Raw genomic sequence first — 26,481 nt, forward strand, 5'->3', positions numbered from 1 at the left:
TTGGATACTATTTAATCTGATTCAAACTGAAATCAACCGGATTTTTACCTGAATCAGGCATTAAAACCTGGAAAACCGTTCTATTGTTTTCATCGATCCAATTTAATAATTTATTAAAGATTGAAAGCAAAAAAACAGGCTTTTGTTTGAAATCTACCGTAATATCTAAAAATGAGTACATAAAAAAACCTTCCTCACCGAAGAAGGTTTTTATCAAACCGGCAGGTTTTATTTTATTTTAAGAAACAAGGCCAGGCCAAATAAACTGACTACCAGTACTCCTAAAACCGATATCATTGTTACGATGTCACGGACATCCTTTCCTGCCCAGTCCATAAACAGGTATTTATGAAAAATAGCAAAAGAATATCCCTCTCTTCTGTCCGCATCTTCTACTTTTGCCGCTAACCGACCGGTTCCCGTTTCGATGTAAAAAGTGGCATGATTCCCAGTATTATAGGCAAGTTTCATCACAGGAAGGCGTTTATTGACAAAACCATACTCTCTGTCAAATTTAGTCATCCATTCTGTTTTAAGAAGATTGGCCTCATTGATATCTTCACTCTCGAGGTCAGAAGAAGGTTCACAGCATTCCGCAGAAGAAACATTTGTATTTTCCTTCAATTTAGCCTCCATATTGGCGAATTTATTAGCGAGATATTTGGCATAAATCAGATTCCCTTCTTTCAATGTCATTCCGGATCTGGCATCCAGGTATTCGATTGAGGCAGGTTTGTCTTCATCCTTTTTGTAAAAAACCTGGAAATAATCCTGTTTTTTAAGCTTAACCAGAGAAATATTGGTAAGCCTCGACCAGTCCAGAGGCAAGGTAAATGAAGCCATTTGCAGGTCTTCAGTTTTAAAAGTAGGCTCGTAAACATATTTCAGTCGCTCATCCGGTGTATATTTAGTGCTTACATGATAAGCCCCGGAAAGTGAAAAAGTAAAAGTTACAAAACTCACCCAGAGCCCGATTTGTCTGTGATATTTACGTAAAATACCAACCTGATCCTTATTGTTCCGGGGCTTTTTAAATTTCTTCCACATCAATCCATAAATCACCAGCCCCGAAAACGTTGAAACAGAGATAATTATCAGCAAAATCAGCATCACAGTTACCCTGAGCCAGTTATTTGAAATAGCTTCCAGGAAAGACCAGTTATGAAATACATCAAAAATCCAGATAAATCCTTTGCGGGCGTTCGTATTAAAAGTAGCCATTCTCCCCGATTCCGTTTCTACAAAAATATCCAGTCCATCCGGTCTCTCAAACTGAACTTTATACACCGGAAGAAGCCGGTTTACAAATTTGTACTGCTTGTCAAAATCGCTCTGAACTGAAATGGTTTTGATTTTGGAAATACTGTCCTGACTCAATTCTCTGGCCATCCATTCGGCATAAACCAAATCACCTTTGGATAATTCCAGTCCTGTTCTGGTGTTAAAATAGGAGAGTTTCCCCGCCATTCTTTTTACCTGATAATAGGTCTGCCCACCAAACGAAAGCACTCTGAAGTTCTTAAACTGGGTAATTTCATTTTGTTTTAAAACCTGTTGTAAAGACAAAGTAATATCCTCCTTTTTCAAGGTCTGAGGCATCAGAAATTCTTTGGCTATTTTAGGCTTAAACCAATGAGACATAAAAGGATGCATCAATCCGGAGATTGTCCAGAAGATCACCGGGATGATTGTAATCAGACCAATAATCCTATGCCATTTGTAAATATTTTTCTTTACAATTTTCTTAAAACCACGTTTCTCAGTGTTTTTTTCTATGCTTATTGCTTCCATAAATATGGTATTTCAGGCAGCTTCTGAGTGCTGCACTTTTTATTTATTTCCTACAAAATTGTATTGAATCCCGAAAACAAATGTTCTTGGAGCCGCAGGTGTATAAGTGGAACGATCTGTTGCATTATTCCCTCTGGTTACCTGGTTGGCGTACAATTCATCTGTCAGGTTCATGATGTTGGTAAAAAATTCAATTCCATTGAACGTATATCCGGCTCTTAAATTCAATACGCTCACTCCGGAAAGTCCGAAAGCAGTTTTGTCATCATATTTCACTGTATTAACCTGATTTTGATAATACGAAGAGATCCTCTGCCATTCAATACTGGTTCTCAGGCCTTTTGCCCATTTAGGCTTATAGGTGACTTCTGTATTCGCTACAAAAGAAGGCGCAGAAGGCATATCTTTCCCATTGACGTCTTTCAGAACATCAGACTGTTTTGTGGACAACAGAAACTCTTCATACCGGTGGATGGCATTTGTCCCTCCGAAACGGATAAACCATTCGGCAGAAGGTTTGTAAGTAATACCGTATTCAATACCTCTGTGCAAGGTCTTTCCGGCCGACTGATAATCTGTAGAGTTATCAGGCTGACGAACGCTCAGCAATTCATTTCTGCCATCCATCTGATAAAAAGCCCAGTCGAAATAGAGCTTATTATGAAGAAAAGAAGCCCAGCCACCAATCTCTTTGTTATCGAAATAAGCAGGAGTCAGGTTATAATAAAATGGCGCTTCCCCGGGTGCCGGATTCGGATTTTTTCTGAAAACTGAAGTCAGCCCCGGAGGAGAAAAACCTTGCGAATAGTTGGCATAAAAACCTCTCCCCTGTCCTAAATCATATGTCATTCCAATTTTCGGGGTTACCTGACTGTATGCTTTGGTTCCGGTAGAATTATTATCAAGATAATTGAGGTAGTCAAAGGACATTCTGTCATAACGCAATCCAAGTGAGAATCTTAGCTTTTGTACAGGTTCGAAATCGAATTGCCCGAAAACAGCTGTATTGTAGATTTTCGAATCATATTTTACCAGAAAAATATCCGGATTCACTTTAGTGATTGTGTACTTTTCTACTGATTTGCCATCAGGTCTGAGTTGTGCATTAAGGTCAATTCTGTATGAATAATAAGGATTCGTAGAATAGTCATACATTCCTCCCACCAAAAGTTTGGCATTCAGAAAACTGAATTTCTGTGAATGCTGTGCCAGCATACCATAAGATTTGAATGAGTTGTCATTAACTTCTCCGGTCGCCGTTTTACTTCCTGAAGTCCATCGGATAGAATAACTCGGATTTTGTCCTATGCTATTGTTCCTGTAATATGGGGTAATAGTCGTTTCAGCATGGTTATTCCAGGAATGCTCCAAAGAAACTCTTGTACGGGTGGCCAATACTTTCCGGTAGGTAAAATCAGCAGACGAGGAATATTCTCTTTTGTAAAAAGCAATACTATCCACACTGCCTCCGGTTTGAGAATAGTAATCATTATACGACAAGGTTCCGGTCAGACGTGTTTTATCGGTAATTTTATATTCAGCTCTTGCATTAAAAGAAGTCTTGTCAAAATCACTGCTCGATTGCCAGGAATTAGTCTGTTTTGCCACATATCCGCCAAGATAAAGACCAAATTTGCCCAAAGTAGCCCCGGCACCGTACTGAACTCTCCGGTAACCATAATTGTCAAACTGAATCCCGACTCTGGCGGTTGGCAAGGCAGTTGGTCTCTGTGTGATAAAATTAATCGCTCCGCCTACTGCTTCCGGACCGTATAGAGATGAGGCCGGTCCTTTGACAATTTCCACTGAACTGATGGCAAAAATATTCATTTCAATGATTGCATTGTGGTTAAATACACCCATCGGACGAATTGGTACACCATCTTCCAGGTAAAGGAAATATGCGGAAGTCCCCATCGGCTGCCTGATTCCCATACCGTGCTGCTCATTATTATAATTCATCATCACCACTCCCGGTGTTTTATTGATGATTTCATACATATTGGTAGCCTTAGAGTCATTAATCAGACTTGGTGAAAGTTTTGAAATCGCTACCGGAGCCTGAGTACGCAAACTGGCCTCACGATTTGCCGTAACAACCACTTGCTGAAGGTTTTCAACAGAAGGTTCCAGGGAAATCAACAAAGGTTTATCTCCTGAAAATGATACTTCTTTCTTTTGAAATCCAACAGATGAAATCAGCAATTCAGTGATTGCCTTTTCAGAATTCAGCACAAATTCCCCGTTGGTATTAGTGCTTGTTCCTATGGGTAACCCTGCCGCTCTGACTGATGCTCCCACAACTGGCTCTTTGGTTGAATTATCGTAAATTTTCCCTTTAATTCTGGTTTGTGCCACTACGCTTACCGCCGTAATGACTATGAATACAGATACATAGAAGTATCTCATTAATGATAACATTTCCTTAATGGTTTATATAGTTTTGGTAAAATCCAAAGCAATTAAAATCATGAGTCTGACTGAAATAATAGCCAGGTTCATAAAGCATAATGCCTGAAAATAAATAAACGGAGCGTCAAAAGAGAAAGGATTGAATGAGGCTCTGAGCCTGCATCAAAAAGTTCACAACCATCAGTATTAAAATCTGATGCATGACGCCATTATCTTAAAGCAAAAGCCCAAGACAAAAACCGTTAACCGGGAAGAAAGAAGGAAATTAAAACCGGGGAGGATGAAAAATATTGGTCAAGAACGAACGATAAGGGCGTTCGAAATAAGAAAACTCATGGAGAGTTTGCAGTTGTTCAATAAAAGAATAATCCAGCTTAAAAAAACTTTGCGGACAGAAAAGTGTGATTTCCGGCATTTTTTCGAGTTTTTCAGAAGTAGCCTTCTTTTCTTTCTCTTCAGCAGCCTTTAATTTTTTGGCAAGAAAACACTTACCATTACAGTTCATTTTGGGTTTATCCCGGTTTTCGCAAAGGTTACTGGCAATATAACTTTTATTGACCTGATAATACACTACAAAGCTCCATCTGCTGAATAATGGGATATTCAGTAAAAAAAGAAGGAATAATGCAGTTACTTGTTTGACCATGCTGCAAAGTTAGGTCTGAAAAAAAACCTGACCTAAAAATACACTAAAAAAAATTAAAATCCCTGAAAATAAGATTTTAATTATCTGAATACCAGACTTCTACAAAAAAGAAAAGCTCCCGAAACAGGAGCCATTCTTAATATTAAAGTTCAAAACAAATTTTAATTTACGTCAAACCACAACTTGGTGGTCAGTTTATCTGCTCCCTGATTGGCAACCGCTGCTTTGTAATTATTAAGGTTTAAAGCCTGTTCTCCGGTAGGGTATGTCAGACGTACAGGAAACTGTCCGCTAAGTACTCCTGCATAAGCTGGTTTCAACGCCGGATAATCCAGTCTTCTGAATTCAGCAAATGCTTCCTGCCCCTGACTGAACAAAGCAAGCCATTTTTGGTCACCAATTGATTTTTTATAATTTGAAGCATTATATGCAATGGAAGGCTGAGCAAGATAAGTAGTAATGTCGCCCTCGCTTACTTTAAATTGTCTCAATGATGCAGTAATGGCCTGTTTATACAAAGTAGCTGCATCATCCGCTATAAATCCTCTCTGAGCCGCTTCAGCCAGGTTAAACAATACTTCCGAATAGCTCAGAAATACTGCAGGAGAAGAAGGAGCAGTAAAGTAATCACCTAATTTAGACGTTCTTGACAGACCCAATTTAGAGGCTGAGTCAGCAGGCAAACCATTGGTTACGCCCACATAACTATTTGGTGTAGGATCAACTGTTTTGTTTGCAAAAACCGGCAAACGGGGATCTTTCAACTCTATTAATTTGTCAATGACAGACTTACTTACTCTGTAATCATCACGGGTTTCACGATCTTTGGCCACCGGGTTCTGATTAGGTGATGACAAATAGATCAATTGTGCGATCTCATCATTGCCTGCAATCAAAGCCGAACGATTTGCGGCAAGTTCTGCAATAACCGTTTTCGCAGTCTGCGGATCTCTGTCAGCAATTCTTAAAGCGATTCTTAATCTCAAAGAATTGGCAAATTTCTTCCATTTTGCCAGACTTCCGTTATAAACCAAATCTCCTTTGATAGGATTTCCATTCAGATCAATCAAATCCGACGCTTTTTTCAGGTCATTTAATAACCCGAGATAAACATCCTTCTGGGCATCGTATTTAGGGGTAATGCTTTCTCCGATTTTCAAAGCCTGACTGTAAGGTATATCTCCATACAAATCTGTCAGCAACTGAAACGACCAGGATTGTAAAATCAAACCTACCGCCTGATAATTCGGATTATTGGTATTTTTCCCGATTTTGATGATTTCAGCATAATCATTCAAACCCTGTGCATAAAGGTTTGTCCAGATGTTCTGAATATTCGTTAAACTGACCGTATATTTATCCACATCTGTATACTGAATTTTAGCCCAATGCTGGATAAACAAGGTTGTGGTTTCCATGTAAGCATCAGAACCAAGAATTACATCAGCATTTGATTTAATGGAATTTGCCAGCAGGTAATCAGGTTGTGCCTGTGTTGCTTCGTTCGGATTCTGGTTTATTTTCTCCAATTCACTCTGACAGCCACTCAGAAAACCGGCAATTGTCAAAGTAAAAAGGCTTTTAATCAATATATTTTTATTTTTCATTGTCTCTAAAATTAAAGTTCACATTTACCAATCAGAATTTATTCCTTAAAAACCTACTGACAGGTTAACTCCGTAAGTACTCGTAGTAGGAAGCTGTAATGATTCTAAGCCCTGACCTGTATTTCCTGTATTAAAGGCCGTTTCAGGATCAATGTTTGTTGCTTTTCTTTGTAAAAACGCAAGGTTTCTGCCATAAACTGAAAGAGTCAGATTTTGCAAACCAAATCTGTTTACGAGTTTCTGAGGAATAACATAGCTCAGTTTCACTTCACGGAGTTTAATAAATGAGGCATCAAAAACACTGGCTTCATTGATTCCGGAACTATTGCTGTAAACACCTTTGTAATAACGTTCCGCTGAAACAATAGTCGTATTTGGTTTACCATCAGCTGTAACACCATTTACAATAATTCCGTCGTTGTAAACAGTCACACCCTGTGGAGCAGAGGTATTATTGATAACCTGAACAGGAACCGCAGAAGTGTTATTGTTTGGATAATAATAAGCTAATCCCCCATGCTCAGCATCTCTTCCCTGTAAGGTCTCTATCAGTACACCTGTGTATTTACCGGTAGCATTGGTAGCTGAATAAATCGAACCACCTTGTTTTGTATCAATTAAAACACTCAGGTTAAATCCTTTATAGGAGAAGGAGTTCGTAATACCTCCCATCCATTTCGGGGTATAATATCCCAAAACCTGAAGGTTTGGATCGCGGGCCGGAATACCGTTTGAGTTTACGACAATGTCTCCGTTTGCATTTCTCAGATAAGCTGTTCCAAAAAGAGCGCCATAAGGTTTGTCTTTACTGGCTAATACTGAAAGTGAACCATTTGTTCCTAATTTGTAATCATTCAGGAAGCCCTGGTCGTCCAAAGAAATGACTTTACTTACATTTCTTGAATAATTGATACCGACATTCCATTTGAAACCGGACTCAGTCTGTAATGGTGTGAAATTTACCATTGCTTCAAAACCGTGGTTATTGATATGCCCTGCATTCAATAGTTTTTGTTTGAAACCCGTAGTAGGGCTGACATCTGCTTTCAGAATCTGATTATAACTATCAGTATTGTAATAACTTAAATCTACCCTTACTCTGTTTTTCAATAACGCTACATCCAAACCAACTTCAGTAGATCTGGTGATTTCAGGCTTAAGATTTGAATTTAACAACACATCTGAAACAGTCAGAAGAGGACTACTTCCGAACGGCAGGTTAAACGGATAGGTATTAATCAATTGATAAGGATCAGTATCTTTTCCTACTTCAGCCCATCCTCCTCTTATTTTTGCAAAAGAAAGCACATCACTCTTAATGTCAAAGGCATCTGTCAGTACAATACTTGCATTCACAGAAGGGTAGAAATAAGAGTTATTTCCTGCCGGAAGTGTTGAAGACCAGTCATTTCTGGCAGTAAGGTTCAAAAACGCATAATTTCTGAAGCCTAATTGCGCTGAAGAGAAAGCACTGTAAACCCTTTGTTTACGTAAAATATTGTAAGAAACCAACGGATCACGGGAATTGTTCAGGGTGTATAATCCACTTACTGCCAGTTTCGGGGCCTGCTGATAATTCTGCTCATTGAAATTACTTCTCAGGTTACCACCCACTAACCAGTCAAGGTCAAAATCCTTGTTTAAACCTTTGTGCAAACTAAGGTTAAAGTCCGTATTATTCTCATTAACCACATAACCATCCTCAGTATACGAACCAAATGGCGTTCCGTTGGTTCCGTATGCTACTTTAAATTTACGTTTATCTGTATAATAGTCATTTCCGGTTCTGACATTTGCCGTTAACCAATCTGTAATTTTATAAGCAAGATTTACATTTCCGAAAATTCTGTCACGTCTTTGTTCTACTGTATTTTCATATTGCTGCAAATACGGGTTGCTGTAATAGCTGTGGTTCCAGTTATAATCAAAACCGCCTTTGTTATAATCTTTCAGCAATTCTGTATCAACCTGACGGCCGAACCAAAGGAATTGAAGCATTACACTGTTTCCACGACCAGAAGTACCCGGTAAGTTATCAGATCCTGTTCTTACAAAATTTGCACTGGTGGTTAAGGTCAGTTTATCATTCAATCTGAAAGTACTGTTTACGCCAAAGGTATTTTTAGTAATATCTGTGTTAGGAATTACTCCGGTCTGGTTACTGTTGTTATATGAAAAACGGTAATCTATTTTATCATTTGAACCAGCTACCGACAAACCTACATTAGTAGTATGTCCGGTAATAAAGAAGTTTTTAACATTATCGGGATGCGCCACAAACGGGGCAGGTTTACCATCTGAGAAAAACTGAGGAATCAGGCGTCCATCCATTTTAGGACCCCAGCTTTCATCCGTTGCATCATTCACGCCTCCTCCTTTACCATCAACATAAGAGAACTGACCTCCTGTTCCCTGACCAAATACGTTCTGATACTCAGGCAATACCAATAATTTATCGGCAGTATATCCCAGATTAAGGGTTACGCCCAAACCTTTCTGACTGGCTGATTTCCCGGATTTGGTTTTGATTAAAATTACACCATTTGAAGCTCTTGAGCCATAAAGTGCTGCCGCATTTGGTCCTTTCAATACACTGATCGACTCAATATCTGCCGGATTAATATCTGAAATAGCATTGGCAAAATCTCTTGATCCGGTGGTTCCCACACCTAGCTGAGAGTTGTCAACCGGAATTCCATCTACCACAAACAGCGGTTGGTTATTTCCTGCAATGGATGTCTCTCCACGGATTACAATTCTGGAAGAACCCATGCCTCCCTGGCTATTTGTAATTTGTACCCCGGCAATTTTTCCGGAAAGTGCATTGACCAGGTTTCCTTCTCTTGCTTCTGCCAGATCCTTTGTTTTCAATTCCTGAACGGCATAACCCAGGGATTTTTTCTCTTTGGCAATCCCCAGTGCTGTTACTACTACCTCGTTGAGTACAGTTTCTTCATTTTCAAAAACTACATCTAATTTCCCGCTAGCCGGGACTTTTAATTCAAATGATTTAAATCCTACAAATGAAAACCTTAATACATCATTTGTCTGCGCACTAATTGTATATTCACCCTGGGCATTTGTTACGGTACCCCTTGACGTTCCTTTCACCAAAACCGCTGCTCCTACCACAGGCTGCCCATCGGACTTGGCTGTAATGCGTCCAATCACCTTCTGTGACTGGGCATTTACCTGTAGAGCCAGAAACAAAACAGGTAACATAAATTTTAAAATTTTTCTCATGAAATTGTGTTTGGGTTATCGAACGAGGCCCTGTTTTATAATTCAACGCCTGCCGGATCGCTCGTTCTAATCATCCGTAGTCAGGCTGTTGGCTGAAGAATTCCCTGAAATTCATTTCTCAAAAGACCATAAAAATCACCCCGGCTTAGTGTGCACTAAACCGCTCAGATCCGTCAAAATTCGAAATGGACTTCAGGATTATATCTTCTTTAGCATGTTTGGCTTTTCCTGATACAAGCAATTCTGCTTATGAGAATTATCTGATACTTTCAGGATTTAATCGTTTATCGGTTTTTAGTTTGATGATTAATTTGTGTGTTAAAATTTATAAATATTTTTAATCTATAGATTCTATAGACAAAATTACAAACAAAATCGTAAAATGGTTCACCGGATGACAGGAAAAATATGTTTATTGCTTAAAGTTAACCTGAAATACTACCTTTTTCTGAAAACCAAAACTCTCAGAATAGTACAATTTCAAAAAATAAACATTTGATTAACAAGTATTTACAAACTGAGTACATTTCCTATCAGAACGCTCCTACAAGAGTGCTTTTTCCTGAAGTTTTTTTTGAAAAAATTTCTTCTTTCCGGTAAACTTCCTGAATTACGGACACAATATGATCCACTTCGCTGAAGGTATTATACCTGCTGAAAGAAAATCTGACGTTATCTTTATCAAGATTTCTTTGCAAAGCTCTCAACACATGTGAACCGGCATTCAAAAGATTGGAACAGGCACTTCCGCCTGACACGGCTATATCATAAGCATCCAGCCTGCTTACCAGTGAACCTCCGGTATGTAAACCCGGAAATGCAACGCTCAGAATGTTTCCCAGACTTTTATCCGGCGAATCACTTTCTCCGTTAAAAGAAATATCAGCTATGCCACTGTTTTTCAGACTATTAAGAAAATATCTCTTCAAAGAAAGTACATAATCCTGATTCTTTTCGAAGTTTTCATAAGCCAGAGACAATGCTTTTGCCAGTCCTACAATACCTGCGATATTCTCTGTTCCTCCCCGGGTACCTCTTTCCTGTGCTCCACCTAAAATATGAGGTTTTATCCTTCTGTATTTATTAATGTAAATGAATCCAGCTCCTTTAGGGCCATGAAATTTATGGGCAGAACCTACCATGAAATCAAGCGGGAGGTTTTTCAGATTATACCGGTATTTCCCGATAGACTGCGTGGTATCTGAATGAAAAACAGCTTCATATTCCTGGCAAAGATTACTTATATAAGCAAGATTATTCAGGTTTCCGATTTCATTATTCCCATGCATCAGACTGACCAGAGAAAGCGGGTTTTCATTGAGTAATTCCTCTAAATGGCTCAAATCAGGATTCCCTTTATTATCCAATTTTACAAAACTCACTTTCAGGTTTTCCTCCTGAGAATATTGTCCAAGTATCTGCAATACAGCCTTATGCTCAATTCTGCTGGTTATAACGTGCTGTATATCATATGTTCTGATAGAACCGGAAATCGCCAGGTTGTCAGCCTCCGTTGCTCCTGAGGTAAAAAAGATATCCTCCGAAGAAACATTCAGCAAATCGGCCACAGTCTGTCTGGATTCCTCCAAAGCATCCTTGGCTTTTTTTCCGAATTTATGGCTTGAAGAGGCATTACCATAATGCCGGGTAAGATAGGGCAGCATGGCGTCTAAAACTTCAGGGTCTAATGCTGTCGTTGCAGCACTGTCACAATAAATCTCCATGGGCATATTTGTTTAAATTGTTGATAAAATTTCCGGAATCCTGACTTGTCTTAGCTGATGTTTAAACTATTGACTACTCTGATCCTCTTTCGTGTGTTTAATTACTGTAGCACTAAAAAGGGCATTTCCTGATTGTGCTCCGCTGATGAAAATGGTGTAAATTTTCCCGGCTTCAAGGTTAATATTCGACAAAGAATTATTGGGCAAAGTGATCAATGCATTAGTCTGAGCATTTCTCAATTCAAAGTTTAAGCCCGTTCCGGCAGGAATTTCCTTAAAAGGTCCAAGCGTTTTCCAGCTCAATCCCGGAATATTGGCCGGTGCTTTTCCGTTGGCATCATATGTAATAATCGTCTGGTCTCCGAAACTTCCATAACCTACTCCTGTAAAAACAGGCGTACCTCCTTCGTAAGTGAAATTTAATTTAGGGGCATCCGGTGAAAAATTAGCAAAACGAATTTTTGCTTTCCCCGTTGCAGGTACACTCAGGTCGTCATATACAAATACAAGGCTGTCTGTATTACCGGGATTAAGCTTACTGGACTTCAGTTTCGGAACGACAAACAGGGTATGATAATATGAGGCAATCGGGCCATTTGGCCCTGCAAACGAAGCTTTATCTGTTTCCTGAACGAAAATCGAGCTTCCTCCGAATAAATAAGAAGCCTTGTAAGTTGTACCCGTTCCTTCTGTTACATTATACTGCACTTTTCCATATTGCGTATCAAGATAGCCCGGAGTTGAACCATTTCTGATAATAGCCGTGCTCGTAACCTGACGGGTAAAATCCCAGAATTGTACTGCGCCTGGAGAAACACGTGCATTTACAAATTTGACCTTTGCACTCAGTGCAGGTCTGGCTCCGGCATCAATATCCAGGTAATCTGCTTTGTTACAAGCACTTAAAGAAACTGATGTTAAACCTGTTAAAATAAGGAATTTTAATCCCCGTTTTCCTAAAAGCTCTTTCCTTAGGAAACTTTGACTGAGTATCTTAAATATTTTCATCTGATTGTTCTTGTTTGGATTAGAATTTGGCAGAAAGTCTTACAAAAGGTTGCACTCCGGTATTTGTTCCGGCTTGTGAAGCGCCCGGGCCCGGATTTCTGATAATATTGCTGCCCGGAGCCGGAATAGAATAATCTCCCAGCACATTGAATAGATTATTTGCTCCGATTGTTGCCTGAATTTTAGGCGTAATTTTATAGGATGCCGAAATATCGGTGATCCATACCGGACTGAAAGTCTGATAGAAGTAATCAGGTTTCGGGAAGTTGGCATTTAACTGAGTGACATTCGTTACCGAACCGAAATACACTGTTCTCAGCAAAAAGTTCAGGCGATCTTTCCCGTAAGTTCCTTGTAAAGTCACTTTCTGAGAAGGGATATTGGTTGTTACCCTGGCCTGCTCAGATTCATCAAAAATGATATAGCGGTACGCTTCCAGGCCTTTTGGTGTATTTACTTTGGTTAATTCTGTCTGAAGAAAATTACCCCCGACTAAGACCGCCGCATTGGCTCCGTTTGGAAGAGAGAATTTATAACTTCCTGTAAATTCCAGTCCTTTTGTGCTTGTGCTGAATGAGTTATAGAAAAACTTGGCCTGTACTGTACCTGTCTGAATGAATAAATTTCGCACATCTTCCGGTAAATTAGTATCAGTGGCAGAGAATCTTCCGGTATTTCCTACACGGTCTTCAATGTCAATTTTATAGGCATCTATAGTAAATTCAATATTTTTTATCGGTTGAGAGGTAAAACCAAAAGTATAACCTTTAGACTTTTCCGGCGTTAAACTGGGAATACCTAAAGCTTTGGTAGCAGGGTTAACATTATTGGCAGTTACCTGGTCAATTGCTACCCCATTCTGAAAAGTTGTTGAGGTTTCGGTATAATAAAACTGCGCCAGATCGGGAGCTCTGAAACCTGTATTGTAAGATCCTCTGATTCCAAGCCAGTCTTCAAAACTATAACGGCTGGCCGCTTTATAGGTAGTAACATTTCCGAAATCTGAATAATTTTCAATTCTCACTGCTCCTGAAACCAGCCATTTATCAGTTACATTCAACTCTACATCGGCATAACCAGCTGCAATTGATCTTCTGACGTTCACCTCGTTTGAAGGACGAAAACCTGCATGAATCTGTGAGCCGGGTGATAAACCATTCAGAGGAGTACTTCCCAGGTTGGTAAGATAAGGAATACCTCCGGTAGTAAGGTCAACTCCGTAAATCGGGCGTAAATCTGCTTTAGAGTAAGAAGCCTCCTCTCCGGCAATAATCTGATAGGTTTCAACCCGGTATTGCGCCCCGAAAGCAACGTTGATACCTTTGAGAGATTTACTGAAATATTTGCTAAAATCAAGGCTCGCTGTATTCTGGCTGGCATTATAACTTCCTGCATCGAATTTCCTCGGAGTTTTCAAACCAAGACTGGCATTCAGAGAGTTACTGATCACATTGGCAAAGTCGTTTCTACCGAAAACATTGGAAAAATCAACATTCCAGTCCTGCACTTTTCCTTTTAAACCTACTGCAAATGATTTATCAGAAATAATATTATCCATCGCCGGCAAAAAGCCGTCCGGATAGATAAAAGTATTGTTTCTTTCGGTCCAGCCCGGAAGTCTGTAAACAGCGGTAAACTGAGAGTTACGGTGACTGATTCCGCCGAAAGAATATAATTCAACTCCTTCTTTCAATGGAATAGAAGCATTGTAAAATAATAAACCGTCGATGGACTTATTGGTACCTCCCCGCTGATCAAAGAAATGACGGTCTATTCCGCGGCTCGCAATAATTGCATCATCGATTTCTTTGGTATAAATCTGATCAAATCCTCGGGTATTAGCTCCACCTCCGTAGGCAGGGCCAATGTACACGCCTGCATCATCATTACCCACCGGAAGAGAAACAGCCTGGGTTGCAAACTCACCGGTAAGATTTAAATATCCTCCTTTATCTCCCAGTTTTATGCCATAATTGGTACTTGTACGGGTAGTTGTACCGTCTCCTCTCCTTCTGGTGCTGGCCGTAGAAGTAAGTGACAATTCTTCCGTACTTTTCTTTAAAACAATATTGATAACCCCTGCAATGGCATCAGAGCCATATTGTGCCGCAGCCCCGTCACGAAGAATTTCTATTCTCTCGATTGATCCGGTCGGAATGGAGTTTAAATCATATCCGGTTGCTCCGTTTCCCAGGCCTCCCCAGTTAATATTTGAGCTTTTATGTCTTCTTTTACCATTTATCAGCACCAATACCTGATCAACGCCCAGTCCTTTTAGCTGAGCCGTAGAAGTAGCAGAAGCAGCATCTCCACCACCAGAAACGGAAGAGTGGAAAGAGGGAGAAACATATTGCAGCAATTGGGTTACACTTACCTGCGGGGCAGATTCCTGCAATGTTTTCAGGTCTATGACATCAACCGGAACGGCCGAATTTAACTTCGTTCTGCTGGCATTTCTGGAACCTACAATCTGCACCTCGCCTAAGGCATTTACAGCGGTGTTCAGCGATATATTAAAATCTGTATTTTTACCAATTTCTACTTCCCGGGTTTCATATCCGATGAATGAAAATACCAGGATTGTTCCCTTATTTACATTCAGTTTGAAGGTTCCGTGGACGCTGGTGCTTGTTCCGATATTTGTTCCTTTTACTATAACAGAAACCCCGATAAGAGGTGAATTATCTTCGCTTGCTATTACCTTTCCGGATAATGTGCGCTGCTGGGCATTTGCCTGAGACAAAGTTATTGTCGCCAAAATTATCAGGAAGTATTGTATAATTTTATTCATTATGATTTCAGGGTTTTGTTACATTTCATTAAAATATAAACTCTATAGTTTTTATAGGAAAATATATTAAAAAAATACTTTCTGATAAATCCGGGTTTAAATTGAATTACGATTTGTTGCTATATAGAACTGACCGGTTCCGGCATTTTGAGGAGAATTTCTCACCGAAACTCGGTCAGGTTAGTGATATTCTTTATTTTAAACTGGCAGTAGCCTCATCCTTTTTATCTGTCGGAATTGGTTCTGCAATTAAATCGTCAAGTACTTTGTTGAATTTTTTCACATAATTCTTAAAATACTTTCCGGTGATTTCTCCGGTATATCCTGTGTAAATTTCACGTACTTCTCCTTTTCTATCGATGATGATAGTAGTCGGGAAGGCAGCCATTCTGTTCAGTCCAACCAATTTTTCTGTGGCCACTTTCTTATCAGCAATTCCTCCAAAAACAATATCATATTCAATACCGAAAAAGTCGCGAAGCTCTCCTAAAGTATATTTGGCATATTCCAGATCATCTTTCTGCTCAAAACCAATCGCAATCGCTTCTACGCCACGCTGCTTATTTTGTTTGAACCATGGAGAAAGAAATCTGGTCTGGTCTGTACAGTTCGGGCACCATGTTCCGATAATTTCCACAATCACCACTTTTCCTTTATACTTATCATCTTTTAGAGAGACCTGTTTTCCGTTAAGATCCGGGAAAGAGAAATCGAGGGTTTTATAACCTTCTTTCAGATAAGTCAGTTTATAAGGGTCCGGCAGTTCTGTATTTTTTTCTCTGTGTGCCTCAAATTTCTGGGTAACATAAAACCCGAAACCAATTTCTCCGTCAGTGATATTCTTTTTATCTGCACTGATTTTACCTTTTATTGAGACAGGGCTTGGGCCTGTAAAACCCGAAAGCTGAAATTCATCTCCCTGAACCGTTCCTTCAAGCTCACGGGTATCTCCTACTACGGTCATCAGAACGCCTGTCAGCTTACTGCCTTTTTGTTCGAGCAATGCTACAGAATTGGCTGCATTAGGATCTTTACTGATAATTTTCACATTCCATTTTCCGGAAATATTGGCATTAGGTTTCACTTCTTTCTCCGGTTCAACATAACGGTATTCTTTGCCATATTCAGCTGTAAATGGCAGAAAACTTCCTTTAAAGTTTGGAACAAGGCTTTTATAAACCCCGTTGAAATTACCTTTTTCGTCAATTTTCCCTACCAAAGCCGCATCATAGGTATTCATTTTTACGAAAATACTATCGCCCGGTAATTGTTTTACTTTAAAATCATCCCGGCGGTTTCCGTTCAGCAAGGTGAATGTGGCCGTTTCAGCAGAACGTCCTTTTACTTCAAAATTAAATGGTAAGGTTCTTTCATTTACCTTAAATTCTCCGCGCCATTTTCCTTCTTTCAGAAAAGGCTTTTCTGTGGCAAAAGCAGAGGCATAGAAAGACAGGCAGAAAAGTGCAGCTTTTCCACCAATCAATAGCTTATTGGTTTTCATGATTTTCGTTGGTTTTGGGATGGACTAAGGCAGAATTTTCTACAATTCTGATGGTTTTCGATAATTGAAAAGAGCCTGGAATGTTTATTTATCTGTTGTTTCCAAAGCCCAGGCATTTGTGGTAGAATACATTTTTGTACTTTTTTACTTGATTCATCATCTGAAGGTAATTTATTGGTTTTTAGTTAGTTGCTTTCGAAACAAAACGGTCATCAGTCAATGCTTTAAGGAAAGCTTCCAGATCGCTGATTTCTTCTTTGGATAAGCCTAAAGGCGTACTTAAAGACAAATCTCTGTTGACACCGTTTTTAATAAAGAAGTCAGGGCGGTTATAATAGTCAATTACCTCTTTCAGTGTTTTAAACATACCGTTATGCATATACGGCGGCGTAACAGCAACATTCCTGAGTCCGGGTACTTTGAAATGCCCGATTTGAGAGCTGTCTTTGGTAATCTTAAATCTGCCCGGATCTTTCAGCTTTTGGCCATCAAAAAGTCCGATATTTTTAAAACGGTCTGCGGTAAAGTCTTCTCCAGAATGGCAATTGGCACAATTAGCTTTTCCGATGAACAATAATCTTCCACGGATTGCTTCCGGCGACATCGCACTGTCATCTCCGTTAACATAACGGTCGTAAGGAGTATTTGCAGTTTCCAGCGTCTTTTCATAAGCTGCCAAAGCTTCTCCCAGGTTTTTTTCAGAAGGCTCTGCCTTAAAAAGCTTTTTGAAATATTTACTGTAAAATTTACTTTCTCTAAGTCTTGAAACCGCTTCGGCAATCGGCAGATTCATCTCATTAGGTGCTATAATCGGTTGTATGGCCTGTTCTTCGAGAGAAGCAGAACGGCCATCCCAAAAGAGCTGAACTCTTCCCGCAAGATTCATCGCCGAAGGCGTATTTCTGTCAGTCGGAATGCCATCTACGCCCAGACTAAACTGAGTAGTATCGGCAAAAGCGAGTTCCGGTTTATGGCAAGAGGCACAACTTAAGGTCTTTTTTGAGGACAAAATCGGGTCAAAAAACAATTTTTCTCCTAATTGTGCTTTTGTTTCGGGTTCTTCATCCTTTTGCTGACGGAATTGAAAACTCATCAGCAATACGCACATTCCAACAACAAATCCTATACTTTTCTTCATGTGCTTACTAAATTTTAATCGGTTTTATATTTTTGTACTCAGCAGAAACTATGGGCATTTTTATGAATAAGAACTTTAAAACGCTAAAACTGAAACGTTTTCTCAAAAGGAATGCAGATTCCTTTTTTATCATGGCAAACCTGTCCTTTAATTGAGCCGAAAATGTCAAAAGAATGTTCTACAATCCTCACTTTGGCTCTGAATTCGGCTTTTTGTGTAAAATAAGAAACTTCTGTACCCCAGTTCTTATCAGTTTTTTTTAGCGGGGAAATAGGTGTAATTTTTCCACCAAATTCAAAAGAACCATTTTCTGCAAATAAAAAAGTAGTAGGCTGCGGACCAATGTCTGCATTGAAGTCAGAAGAATACAAAGACCAGCCTTTTTCAATAGAAGTTGTAAAAACCAGTTCAACCTCATCGCCGACATTGAAATTCTGATTGGCAAAATTAAATTTCCAGGAAGTCAGCTGGTCGATCTGCTGCGCATTGGCAAAGCAGGAAATCAGTAAGAATGCCGAAAGGATTATTGCTCTTTTCATCTTGATAAACATTTTAGCGAAGTGAGACGGGAAAATGGATACAGCATCAGCATTTTCCCGTAAACACAATATTCAACTACGGGATTTTTTATGCGGATTACTTTCCGGCTTTGGCACTCACGCCAGACTGGTTTGCTACCAGGTTTACGTCCAGTTCAAAGTCGTTGTCAATCGCTTTATCACCAAGGTTTTCAAAGAAATTTTTAGAACGGAACTTGATGTCATATTTAGTGCGGTCTACCAAAATTTTAGCCTGGGCAGTTGCTTTATTTTTCTCCGCTTTTACTACTGCCGGGAATTTCACTTCATTAGTGATTCCTTTAATAGTCAGCTTTCCGGCAATTTCATAGTTTTCTCCTCCTTTCGGACTCACTGAGGTGATTATAAAACTGGCTTTCGGAAATTTGGCAACAGAAAAGAAGTCCTCTCCTTTTAAATGACCAATCAGCTTTTCGTTGTAAGACTGATCTGTTAAATCGGTGTTAGTCAGAGTAGTAAGATCTATATCAAAACTACCGCTTTTCAGTTTGTTATTGGCAAAAACCAGATTCCCTCCACTGATAGAAACATTTCCCGTATGCGCTCCGGTTACTTTCTTGCCTGTCCAAACCAGTTTACTGCTTTGTGTATCTACAGCGTAAGAAGCATCTGCGACCTTTTTCCCTTTGTCATTTCCTGCCTGTACCAGAGATACGAAAGCAAAGAATGCGATAATAATTAAGCTTACTTTTTTCATGATTTACGGTTGTTTATCTGCCTGTTCCTGCAAATCTGTTGTCGGACAAAGCATTGGAGTTTAAGAATTATTTTGAACTGATTAATTTGAAAAGAGGGTCAGGTATTAGTTAAGGGCGACGTCGGTAGCTGCAACAGATTTTTCTGAGATGTATTTGTCAAGGTCTTTATTCCATTTTTTCACATATTGTCTGAAATATTTACCTGTCACTTCTCCTGTATAACCAGTGTGGATTTGTCTCACTTTACCGTCACGACCAATAATGATTGTTGTCGGGAAAGCCATCATTTTGTTCAAAGCAGCAAATTTTTCTGAAGCAACTTTCTTGTCAGCAATTCCGCCAAACAAAATATCATATTGGATATCGTATTTGTCTCTGAGTTTTCCTAAAGTATATTTCGCATATTCCAGGTCATCTTTCTGCTCAAATCCTACCGCAATTACTTCAACACCTCTGTCTTTATTGGCTTTGTACCAGGGAGATAAAAACTGAGTCTGATCTGTACAGTTAGGGCACCATGTTCCTACAATTTCCACAATAACTACTTTATCTTTGTATTTGGCATCACTGAGAGAGACTTGTTTGCCATTCAGATCAGGTAATGAAAAATCAAGTTTCTCATAACCTGGCTTCAGATACGTAAGCGCATACGGATCTGGTAATTCAGCTTTTTTATCTTTAGTACCTTCAAACTTCAGGTTGTTATAAATGCCCAGACCAACTTCTCCTGAGATGGTTTTATCATCATTTATTTTCCCTCTGATCAACCAGGGGCTAGGGCCTGTAAAACCAGTCAGCGTAAACTCGTCTCCCTGAACAATTCCCTCCAGTTCGCGGCTGTCGCCTGTTACTTTCAGAAATACGCCTTTTAGTTTATTACCTTTTTGCTCTAAAACTGCCACCTGATCAGCTACAGGGTCTTTGCTGATGATTTTGATAGCCCACTTTCCTGACAAATTATGATTGGCTTTTACTTCTTTTTCCGGTTCTATGAAACGATAAGTTTTGCCATATTCAGCCGTAAAAGGTAGAGCAGCTCCTCTGAAAGAAGGCACAAGGCTTTTATAAACACCGGTTAAACTGCCATCCTCATGAATTTTAGCAATCAGGGCTGCATCATAAGTATTCATTTTAATAAATACAGAATCCTGTGCAATCTGTTTTACGTGAAAATGATCCCGGCGGGTGCCATTGACGAGTGAGAATGTTGCATGTTCTGCATCTTTTCCTTTTACTTCAAAATTGAAAGGAACTTCTACTTCATTTACTTTAAAAGCGCCTCTCCACGAGCCTTCCTTAATAAATTTATTCTGAGCGTTTGAAACGTTAGCCAGCAAGCCTCCAACGAGCAGGCAGGTAAGTGTTCTAAGATGGTTCTTGTTTTTCATCATTAATCTGTGTTTAGTGTTTCAAATTGTTATCTGTTGGTATTATAGGCTGAAAATCCTTTTCCTGATACATAGTAAAAGTTCAGTAAAATGCTTTAAACATGTTTTTCTAAAATATTACATCCAATTACTCTATAAAATATATAGATATAATATATTAAAAAGATAAATGATAATACTATGCTTTATTCTTTGTCCGGACAAAGGCAAAATACTCCAATTTTTAATAAGATTCAGCAAAAGGGATTTTCAAAGATTTATCGTCAGATTTAGGTTGGGACACCTTGTTGGTGGTTAACAGGTTGTCAGAAGTTCACAGAGCCTAATCTCTCCCTTCTTCTTTATAAATCTACTTATTCGATAGGCAAAGTTAATAAATTAAAAACCAGAATAGCAAACCTGAGGTTATTTTTTTTGATTTTTTTTTCAGGATTGCAAAATCAGGATGTTGAAAAAGTAATTTCAAATCAGGCAAATATTCTTTCACGATGCGCTTTGCCCCATTTTCCTAATTCTAAAATAACGGTTTCAAGGCTTCTGCCATATTCTGTAAGTTCATAAGTAACTGAAATCGGTGTGGTATCCAGCACTGTCCTTTTTACCAATTGATTCATTTCAAGTTCTTTCAGCTCTTTTGAGAGCATCTTGGCCGTAATCCCGGGTATTTCTCTTTCAAGCTCCTTGAATCTTATGACTCCGAAACGCAAAGTAGTGATAATCGGGAGTTTCCATTTTCCGCTGAGAATGTCCAGTGCATCCCGCACAGGAACAAGAAGTTTATTACATTCAGAATGTGCTATTTTGTCCATAATCTTGGTTGGTTTCCCGGAGGAAACTAGTATACTTCAGGAAATCAGTATCTTTTATATAGCAAATATACTTAAGTTTGTGCCATAAAACAAACAAAGAAAATGGAATTATTAGAAAAGTTGAACTGGCGTTATGCTGCCAAAAGAATGAATGGCAATAAAGTTTCTGAAGAGAAACTTAACCGTATTTTAGAAGCGATACAATTAACCCCTTCTTCACTGGGGCTTCAACCATATACAGTTTTAGTTATTGAAGATCAGGCTCTAAGACAGCAGATCCAACCATTAGCATACAATCAACCTCAGATTACAGAAGCATCTCACTTACTTGTATTTGCAGCCTGGGAAGCAATTACTGATCAAAATGTAGCAGATTATCTGAACAACATCGCAGAAACAAGAGGCATTGCCCTCGAATCTCTGAATCCGTTCAAAGCAGCAATTGACGGGGCCCTGATTGCCAAGAAAGATGATATGCTCAACTGGAATGCCCGTCAGGCTTATATTGCGTTGGGTACAGCTACTGTGGCCGCAGCCGTTGAAAACGTTGATGCTACACCAATGGAGGGTTTTGATCCTAAAGGTTTAGATGAATTACTGGGATTAAGAGAAAAAGGACTGAGAAGTATTGCGATCCTTCCGCTTGGCTACCGTGATGCTGCCAATGATTATCTGGCTTCTGCTAAAAAGGTAAGAAGAAACAAAGAGCAATTGTTCGTCAATATTTAATACAATGCCTATTTAGTACAAAAGGTCAGCCCGGAAGAGCTGACCTTTTTCATGAATCTGTAATAATTATCTGGCTTTTTTAACAGGTTTTTCTCCCATCACAAACGTAATTTTTCCTCCGGCCATTATTTCAGAATGGTTAATAAAAAGTCTGTTAAGTGCTTGTCCGTTTAGCAGAATCTTTTGTACATAAACGTTTTTATCTGACTGATTCTGCGCTTCAATTGAAAACGTTTTGCCATTTTCCAATTGTAAAACAGCTGATTTTACAGAAGGGCTTCCTATGGCATACTGTTCAGAACCTGGTGCTACCGGGTAAAAACCCAATGAACTGAAGATAAACCAGGCACTCATCTGACCACAATCATCATTTCCTCCCAGACCGTCTGAAGCCGGATGGTATTGCTTCTTCAATATCATTCTGACTCTTTCCTGGGTTTTCCAGGGTTGATCGGCCCAATTGTATAAATAAGCTACATGATGAGCCGGTTCGTTTCCATGAACATAATTTCCAATGATTCCATCTCTGGTAATATCTTCTGTTTCAGCAAAAAAAGCATCAGGCAGTTCCATAGAAAACAAAGAGTCCAGATGTGTTACAAAACGTTTCTTTCCGCCCATCATTTCAATCATTTCGGCAGGATATTGCGGTACATACAAGCTATAATTCCAGGCATTTCCTTCAATAAAACCCTGACCATGCGTTTGCAAAACGTCAAATTGTTTTTTGAAAGAACCATCACTAAGTTTTGGTCTCATAAAACCAATTGAGGCATCATATACATTTTTATAATTCTGAGAACGTTTGATAAACTCCTCATAAATCTCCATTCTGTTTAGTTTCTTCGCCATCTGAGCAATACACCAGTCATCATAAGCATATTCCAGCGTTTTTGAAACGGAAGAACTATTTTTATCATCCGGTACATAGCCCATTTGCATATAGGCATCTATTCCGTCAAAACCTTTATGCCGTGCAGTCATTACACAGGCATCCAAGGCTTTATTCGCATCAAATCCAGCATTACCTTTAATCACTGCGTCAGCAATTACTGAAACACTATGGTAGCCAATCATGCACCAGTTTTCATTGGCATAATGCGACCAGACAGGAAGCATTTTATGGACACTCTGATCGTAATGCGCTAACATAGACTGCACCATATCGGCATTGCGCTTTGGCTGGATCAGGTTAAAAAAGGGGTGCAAAGCCCGGTAAGTATCCCAAAGTGAAAATGTGGTATAATTGGTAAATTTCTCAGCTTTATGAACGTTTTGATCTAAACCTCTGTATGAACCATCTACATCCATAAATGTAGTCGGATTGATAAATGCGTGATACATTGCGGTATAGAAATTCTGTTTATCCTCCACATTATCAGCCTGAATCGCAATTTTATTCAGCTCTCTTTCCCATAATTCCTGGCTTTCTTTTCTGGTTTTATCAAAATTCCAGTGTGGAATTTCGGTCTGAAGATTCTTTAATGCTCCTTCGGTGCTCACCGAAGAAATGGCAAATTTCATTTTAATCTTTTCCCCTTCTTCTGTCTTAAAGTCGAAATAAGCTTTCAGGTGTTTTCCTGCCATTTCCGGAAAGTTTTTACCCTGATCAAATCTACCCCAGAATCCTTTGTAAACTTCTTTTTTGCTATAATTCTTACTGCCATACTGATAAAAAGGTTTGGAAAACGTCATGGCAAAATAAACCGTTCTTGTTCTGGCCCAGCCATTGGTTTGTCTGTATCCTGTAATAAGTGTATCGTTTTCAACCCTTACAAATGTCCATACATCCTTATTTTCATAATTATACAATCCGGCCATCAAATCCAGAATAATGTGCGACTGCTCGGATTTTGGAAAAGTATATTGATGAAAACCAACACGATTGGTTGCTGTAAGTTCTGCCAGAATATTATGGTCATCCAGTTTGACTTTATAATATCCTGCTTCAGAAACCTCATTTTCATGCGAAAAAGCAGAACGATAACCACTTTCAGGTTTGTCAGCCGTTCCGGGATTTAACTGTAAAACCCCGGTAGTAGGCATTACCAGAAAATCCCCGAGATCAGAATGGCCTGTTCCACTGAAATGAGTATGACTGAAACCTACAATAGTTTTGTCAGTATATTGATACCCGGCACAATATTTATAGATATCAGGATTGTACTTTCCATTGATTTCATAGATCAGGGTATCAGTATCGGGACTAAGCTGAACCATTCCAAAAGGAACTGTAGCGCCGGGGTAGGTATGTCCCATTTTCTGGGTTCCGATAATTGGTTTTACATATTTTATTAATTTTTCAGCTGAAGGCGCCTGAGCTCCGGATAGAAAAGGCAGGGCAAACAAAAGAGGAAGAAGTACTTTTTTCATTCAGAATTGGTTTGTTTGATAGATTTCGGGAGTTGATGTTTCCGTAAAGCTAATCAAAATTCACCAAAGCTGTTAGGGTGATTGTGGGGATAAGAATACAGGAGAATCTTCGGATATTGATTAACGTTATTGGATCTTCGCCAGACTCACAGACTACTTCTTAAAATAATGCTCCGTGTGCCACGAAGCATGGGGAAGGCAATTTGTAAAATGCTCTACATTTATATATATTCGAAAAAATTAAACCCTACCCAAAACTATGCAATCTGAAAACTCCCAAAATGAGTTATTTGAAGAAGTAGAACTCACTCCTGCCAGCACAGTAAAGCGATTCATAAATTATTTAATCGATGTAATTCTTTTTTATATCCTTATGTTAGTAATAGGATTATCCATCGCACTCTTTATCCCCTCATTAATTGAAACAATGGCAAATATCAATGCCTTTGCGGATAGAATACTAACTTTAGTATTGTTTGCACTTTATATGTCTGTAACCGAAGCCATATTTAAAGGGAAATCATTAGGAAAACTTATTACCGGAACTCGTGCGGTTAATCTCGATGGCAGCGAAATTTCTCTATCTACAGCATTTGGGAGAGGATTTAGCAGAGCTGTTCCGCTTTGTGTATTTAGTGCCTTTGGTAACCCTTGTAATCCCTGGCAGGACAGATGGACTGACACCGTTGTTATCGACGGATAAAACAACGTTAGAAGATTTTTGTCAGACTAGCAAACTACTTCTTAAAATAATGCTCCGTGTGCCACGAAGCATTAGGGTTATTTGTGTGAATTAGAATTCCGTCTGCCCAACTTTCACAAAACCTATATATTGGTTGTTTATTTATGTCAATGGAAGGCTGAGAAACCAATTAGCAAGACTTTTTAGTCCTGGAATATGTACGTCAAATATTGCTATAAAATGAAAAACTAAATAAATACCCCAAATAAGAGGGAAAACCCATCTGGCACTTTTTTGCTTGCGTTCTAATATGATTAGTACAATTAATAATAAATGCATTACTCCACAAGTAATAAAATAATTTGTCAAGCCAAGTGTTGGGAAATTATGAGACATAAGTCTTGAAAGGGCTGGCTCTATAAATGGAATTCCAGTCGCTATCATTGCTCTTGCATGTATGTCGAATCTCTTGCGATATTTAATTGCAATAAAATAAGCAATACCCATTATTATCAAGTCCTTAAGTGGAATAAAGAAATCAAGGTCAACACCTTCGCCATTTGGCTTGTGTCTGCTATGGAAAAGAAGCAGAACAGAGACAAAGATTAATGGCATCAATATATACGATATTCTTCCGAGCTTCTTATGTATCGCTACTTTTTTTTGTCGTATTAAAATGGGTTGAATAATTAACAAGACAACCCAAAGACTAACCATTAAAAAGTGGAAATGCGTATAGAAAGTAATTTTTGAGAATTGCTCCCAATTAAAGAACCTGGAAAAATAACCTCGCCAAAAACCACCTAGTATAAAGATGATTAAAGGGACGTAGAAAATTGCAGATTTCTCAAATCTTATTTTTTTGACTGCTTGATTATTCATTGATGTAGTTTGGGTTAATATTACAGCCAACGTTTTGCGGCCAGGCAAGGTTGCGAGCTTGTGAACTGTTTATTTTCGGTTAAATTAAAAATTTCCTGCGAGATGGAATCGTGAGTTTACCATATAATTCGCAACCTCGCTAAACACCCGTTATGCCAGGTTTTTTATTTTTAAATACTTTTTAATAGTAACGTATTTGTATTCCAATTCAATTATTGTCGAATAACATCTGATTGCGAATTGGTGTTCTCATTCTGAAATTATTTCTAAGCTTTTTTTATTCAGGATTGGTTTGTTTAATAGATTTCGAGGATTGATGTTTGCGTAAAGCTAATCAAAATTCACCAAAGCTGTTACGGTGAGTGGGGGGATAAAAATACAGGAGAATCTTCGGATATTTATTGGATCTTCGCCAGACTGACACACTACTTCTTAAAATAATGCTCCGTGTGCCACGGAGCATGGGGTTGGGTTGGGTTGC

Annotated in this window: 18 protein-coding genes and 1 riboswitch; of the genes, 2 read left to right on the top strand and 16 right to left on the bottom strand. The window is 38.9% G+C overall.

Annotation, left to right across the window (positions count from 1 at the left end; genetic code table 11):
- Positions 1 to 228: 228 nt before the first annotated feature.
- The 14 genes from BM179_RS08520 to BM179_RS08585 form a co-directional block, all read right to left on the bottom strand.
- Positions 229 to 1,791, bottom strand: a complete 1,563-nt coding sequence (locus BM179_RS08520) for a PepSY-associated TM helix domain-containing protein (protein WP_143095182.1) — start codon at positions 1,789 to 1,791, stop codon at positions 229 to 231.
- A 39-nt stretch (positions 1,792 to 1,830) separates the two neighbouring features.
- Positions 1,831 to 4,212: a TonB-dependent receptor gene (locus BM179_RS08525; protein WP_229632927.1), complete on the bottom strand. Its 2,382-nt coding sequence runs from the start codon at positions 4,210 to 4,212 to the stop codon at positions 1,831 to 1,833.
- A gap of 256 nt (positions 4,213 to 4,468) precedes the next feature.
- Positions 4,469 to 4,849, bottom strand: a complete 381-nt coding sequence (locus tag BM179_RS08530; RefSeq protein ID WP_092015274.1) for a hypothetical protein — start codon at positions 4,847 to 4,849, stop codon at positions 4,469 to 4,471.
- A 161-nt stretch (positions 4,850 to 5,010) separates the two neighbouring features.
- The gene (locus tag BM179_RS08535; protein WP_092015276.1) at positions 5,011 to 6,456 is read right to left on the bottom strand and encodes a SusD/RagB family nutrient-binding outer membrane lipoprotein; all 1,446 of its coding nucleotides are present in this window, start codon (positions 6,454 to 6,456) and stop codon (positions 5,011 to 5,013) included.
- A 45-nt stretch (positions 6,457 to 6,501) separates the two neighbouring features.
- The gene (locus tag BM179_RS08540; RefSeq protein WP_092015279.1) at positions 6,502 to 9,699 is read right to left on the bottom strand and encodes a SusC/RagA family TonB-linked outer membrane protein; all 3,198 of its coding nucleotides are present in this window, start codon (positions 9,697 to 9,699) and stop codon (positions 6,502 to 6,504) included.
- Positions 9,700 to 10,232: 533 nt separating this feature from the next.
- A complete protein-coding gene (locus BM179_RS08545) occupies positions 10,233 to 11,423 on the bottom strand; it encodes a cysteine desulfurase family protein (protein ID WP_092015282.1) in 1,191 nt (396 codons plus the stop codon).
- A gap of 66 nt (positions 11,424 to 11,489) precedes the next feature.
- Positions 11,490 to 12,431: a DUF4397 domain-containing protein gene (locus BM179_RS08550; RefSeq protein WP_092015285.1), complete on the bottom strand. Its 942-nt coding sequence runs from the start codon at positions 12,429 to 12,431 to the stop codon at positions 11,490 to 11,492.
- 19 nt (positions 12,432 to 12,450) lie between these two features.
- The gene (locus tag BM179_RS08555) at positions 12,451 to 15,222 is read right to left on the bottom strand and encodes a TonB-dependent receptor (RefSeq protein WP_092015288.1); all 2,772 of its coding nucleotides are present in this window, start codon (positions 15,220 to 15,222) and stop codon (positions 12,451 to 12,453) included.
- Between the two features lie 193 nt (positions 15,223 to 15,415).
- A complete protein-coding gene (locus BM179_RS08560; RefSeq protein WP_092015290.1) occupies positions 15,416 to 16,723 on the bottom strand; it encodes a peroxiredoxin family protein in 1,308 nt (435 codons plus the stop codon).
- 181 nt (positions 16,724 to 16,904) lie between these two features.
- Positions 16,905 to 17,861 carry a cytochrome-c peroxidase gene (locus tag BM179_RS08565; RefSeq protein ID WP_092015293.1) on the bottom strand — a complete coding sequence of 319 codons (957 nt, stop codon included), beginning with the start codon at positions 17,859 to 17,861 and terminating at the stop codon, positions 16,905 to 16,907.
- A gap of 83 nt (positions 17,862 to 17,944) precedes the next feature.
- Positions 17,945 to 18,400, bottom strand: coding sequence for a protein-disulfide reductase DsbD domain-containing protein (locus BM179_RS08570; RefSeq protein WP_177219340.1), 456 nt, complete (start codon positions 18,398 to 18,400; stop codon positions 17,945 to 17,947).
- Positions 18,401 to 18,497: 97 nt separating this feature from the next.
- On the bottom strand, positions 18,498 to 19,136 hold the full coding sequence (locus tag BM179_RS08575) for a YceI family protein (RefSeq protein ID WP_092015299.1): 639 nt from the start codon (positions 19,134 to 19,136) through the stop codon (positions 18,498 to 18,500).
- A gap of 105 nt (positions 19,137 to 19,241) precedes the next feature.
- A complete protein-coding gene (locus BM179_RS08580) occupies positions 19,242 to 20,525 on the bottom strand; it encodes a peroxiredoxin family protein (RefSeq protein ID WP_092016171.1) in 1,284 nt (427 codons plus the stop codon).
- A 254-nt stretch (positions 20,526 to 20,779) separates the two neighbouring features.
- Positions 20,780 to 20,875, bottom strand: a riboswitch (SAM riboswitch).
- A gap of 117 nt (positions 20,876 to 20,992) precedes the next feature.
- The gene (locus BM179_RS08585) at positions 20,993 to 21,334 is read right to left on the bottom strand and encodes a winged helix-turn-helix transcriptional regulator (protein ID WP_092015302.1); all 342 of its coding nucleotides are present in this window, start codon (positions 21,332 to 21,334) and stop codon (positions 20,993 to 20,995) included.
- Between the two features lie 102 nt (positions 21,335 to 21,436).
- Here BM179_RS08585 and BM179_RS08590 point away from each other — a divergent pair, with 102 nt between their 5' ends.
- On the top strand, positions 21,437 to 22,063 hold the full coding sequence (locus BM179_RS08590) for an NAD(P)H-dependent oxidoreductase (RefSeq protein WP_092015306.1): 627 nt from the start codon (positions 21,437 to 21,439) through the stop codon (positions 22,061 to 22,063).
- A gap of 66 nt (positions 22,064 to 22,129) precedes the next feature.
- Here BM179_RS08590 and BM179_RS08595 read toward each other — a convergent pair whose 3' ends face one another.
- Positions 22,130 to 24,436: a GH92 family glycosyl hydrolase gene (locus BM179_RS08595; RefSeq protein WP_092015311.1), complete on the bottom strand. Its 2,307-nt coding sequence runs from the start codon at positions 24,434 to 24,436 to the stop codon at positions 22,130 to 22,132.
- A gap of 259 nt (positions 24,437 to 24,695) precedes the next feature.
- On the opposite strand from BM179_RS08595, the gene BM179_RS08600 reads away from it, so the two are divergent.
- Positions 24,696 to 25,139 (top strand): RDD family protein, encoded by a 444-nt coding sequence (locus BM179_RS08600; RefSeq protein ID WP_092015315.1) that lies wholly within the window; start codon positions 24,696 to 24,698, stop codon positions 25,137 to 25,139.
- Positions 25,140 to 25,280: 141 nt separating this feature from the next.
- Here BM179_RS08600 and BM179_RS08605 read toward each other — a convergent pair whose 3' ends face one another.
- Positions 25,281 to 26,000: a hypothetical protein gene (locus BM179_RS08605; protein ID WP_143095183.1), complete on the bottom strand. Its 720-nt coding sequence runs from the start codon at positions 25,998 to 26,000 to the stop codon at positions 25,281 to 25,283.
- Positions 26,001 to 26,481: the final 481 nt, after the last annotated feature.

Source organism: Pseudarcicella hirudinis (assembly GCF_900115665.1).
Lineage (GTDB): Bacteria > Bacteroidota > Bacteroidia > Cytophagales > Spirosomataceae > Pseudarcicella > Pseudarcicella hirudinis.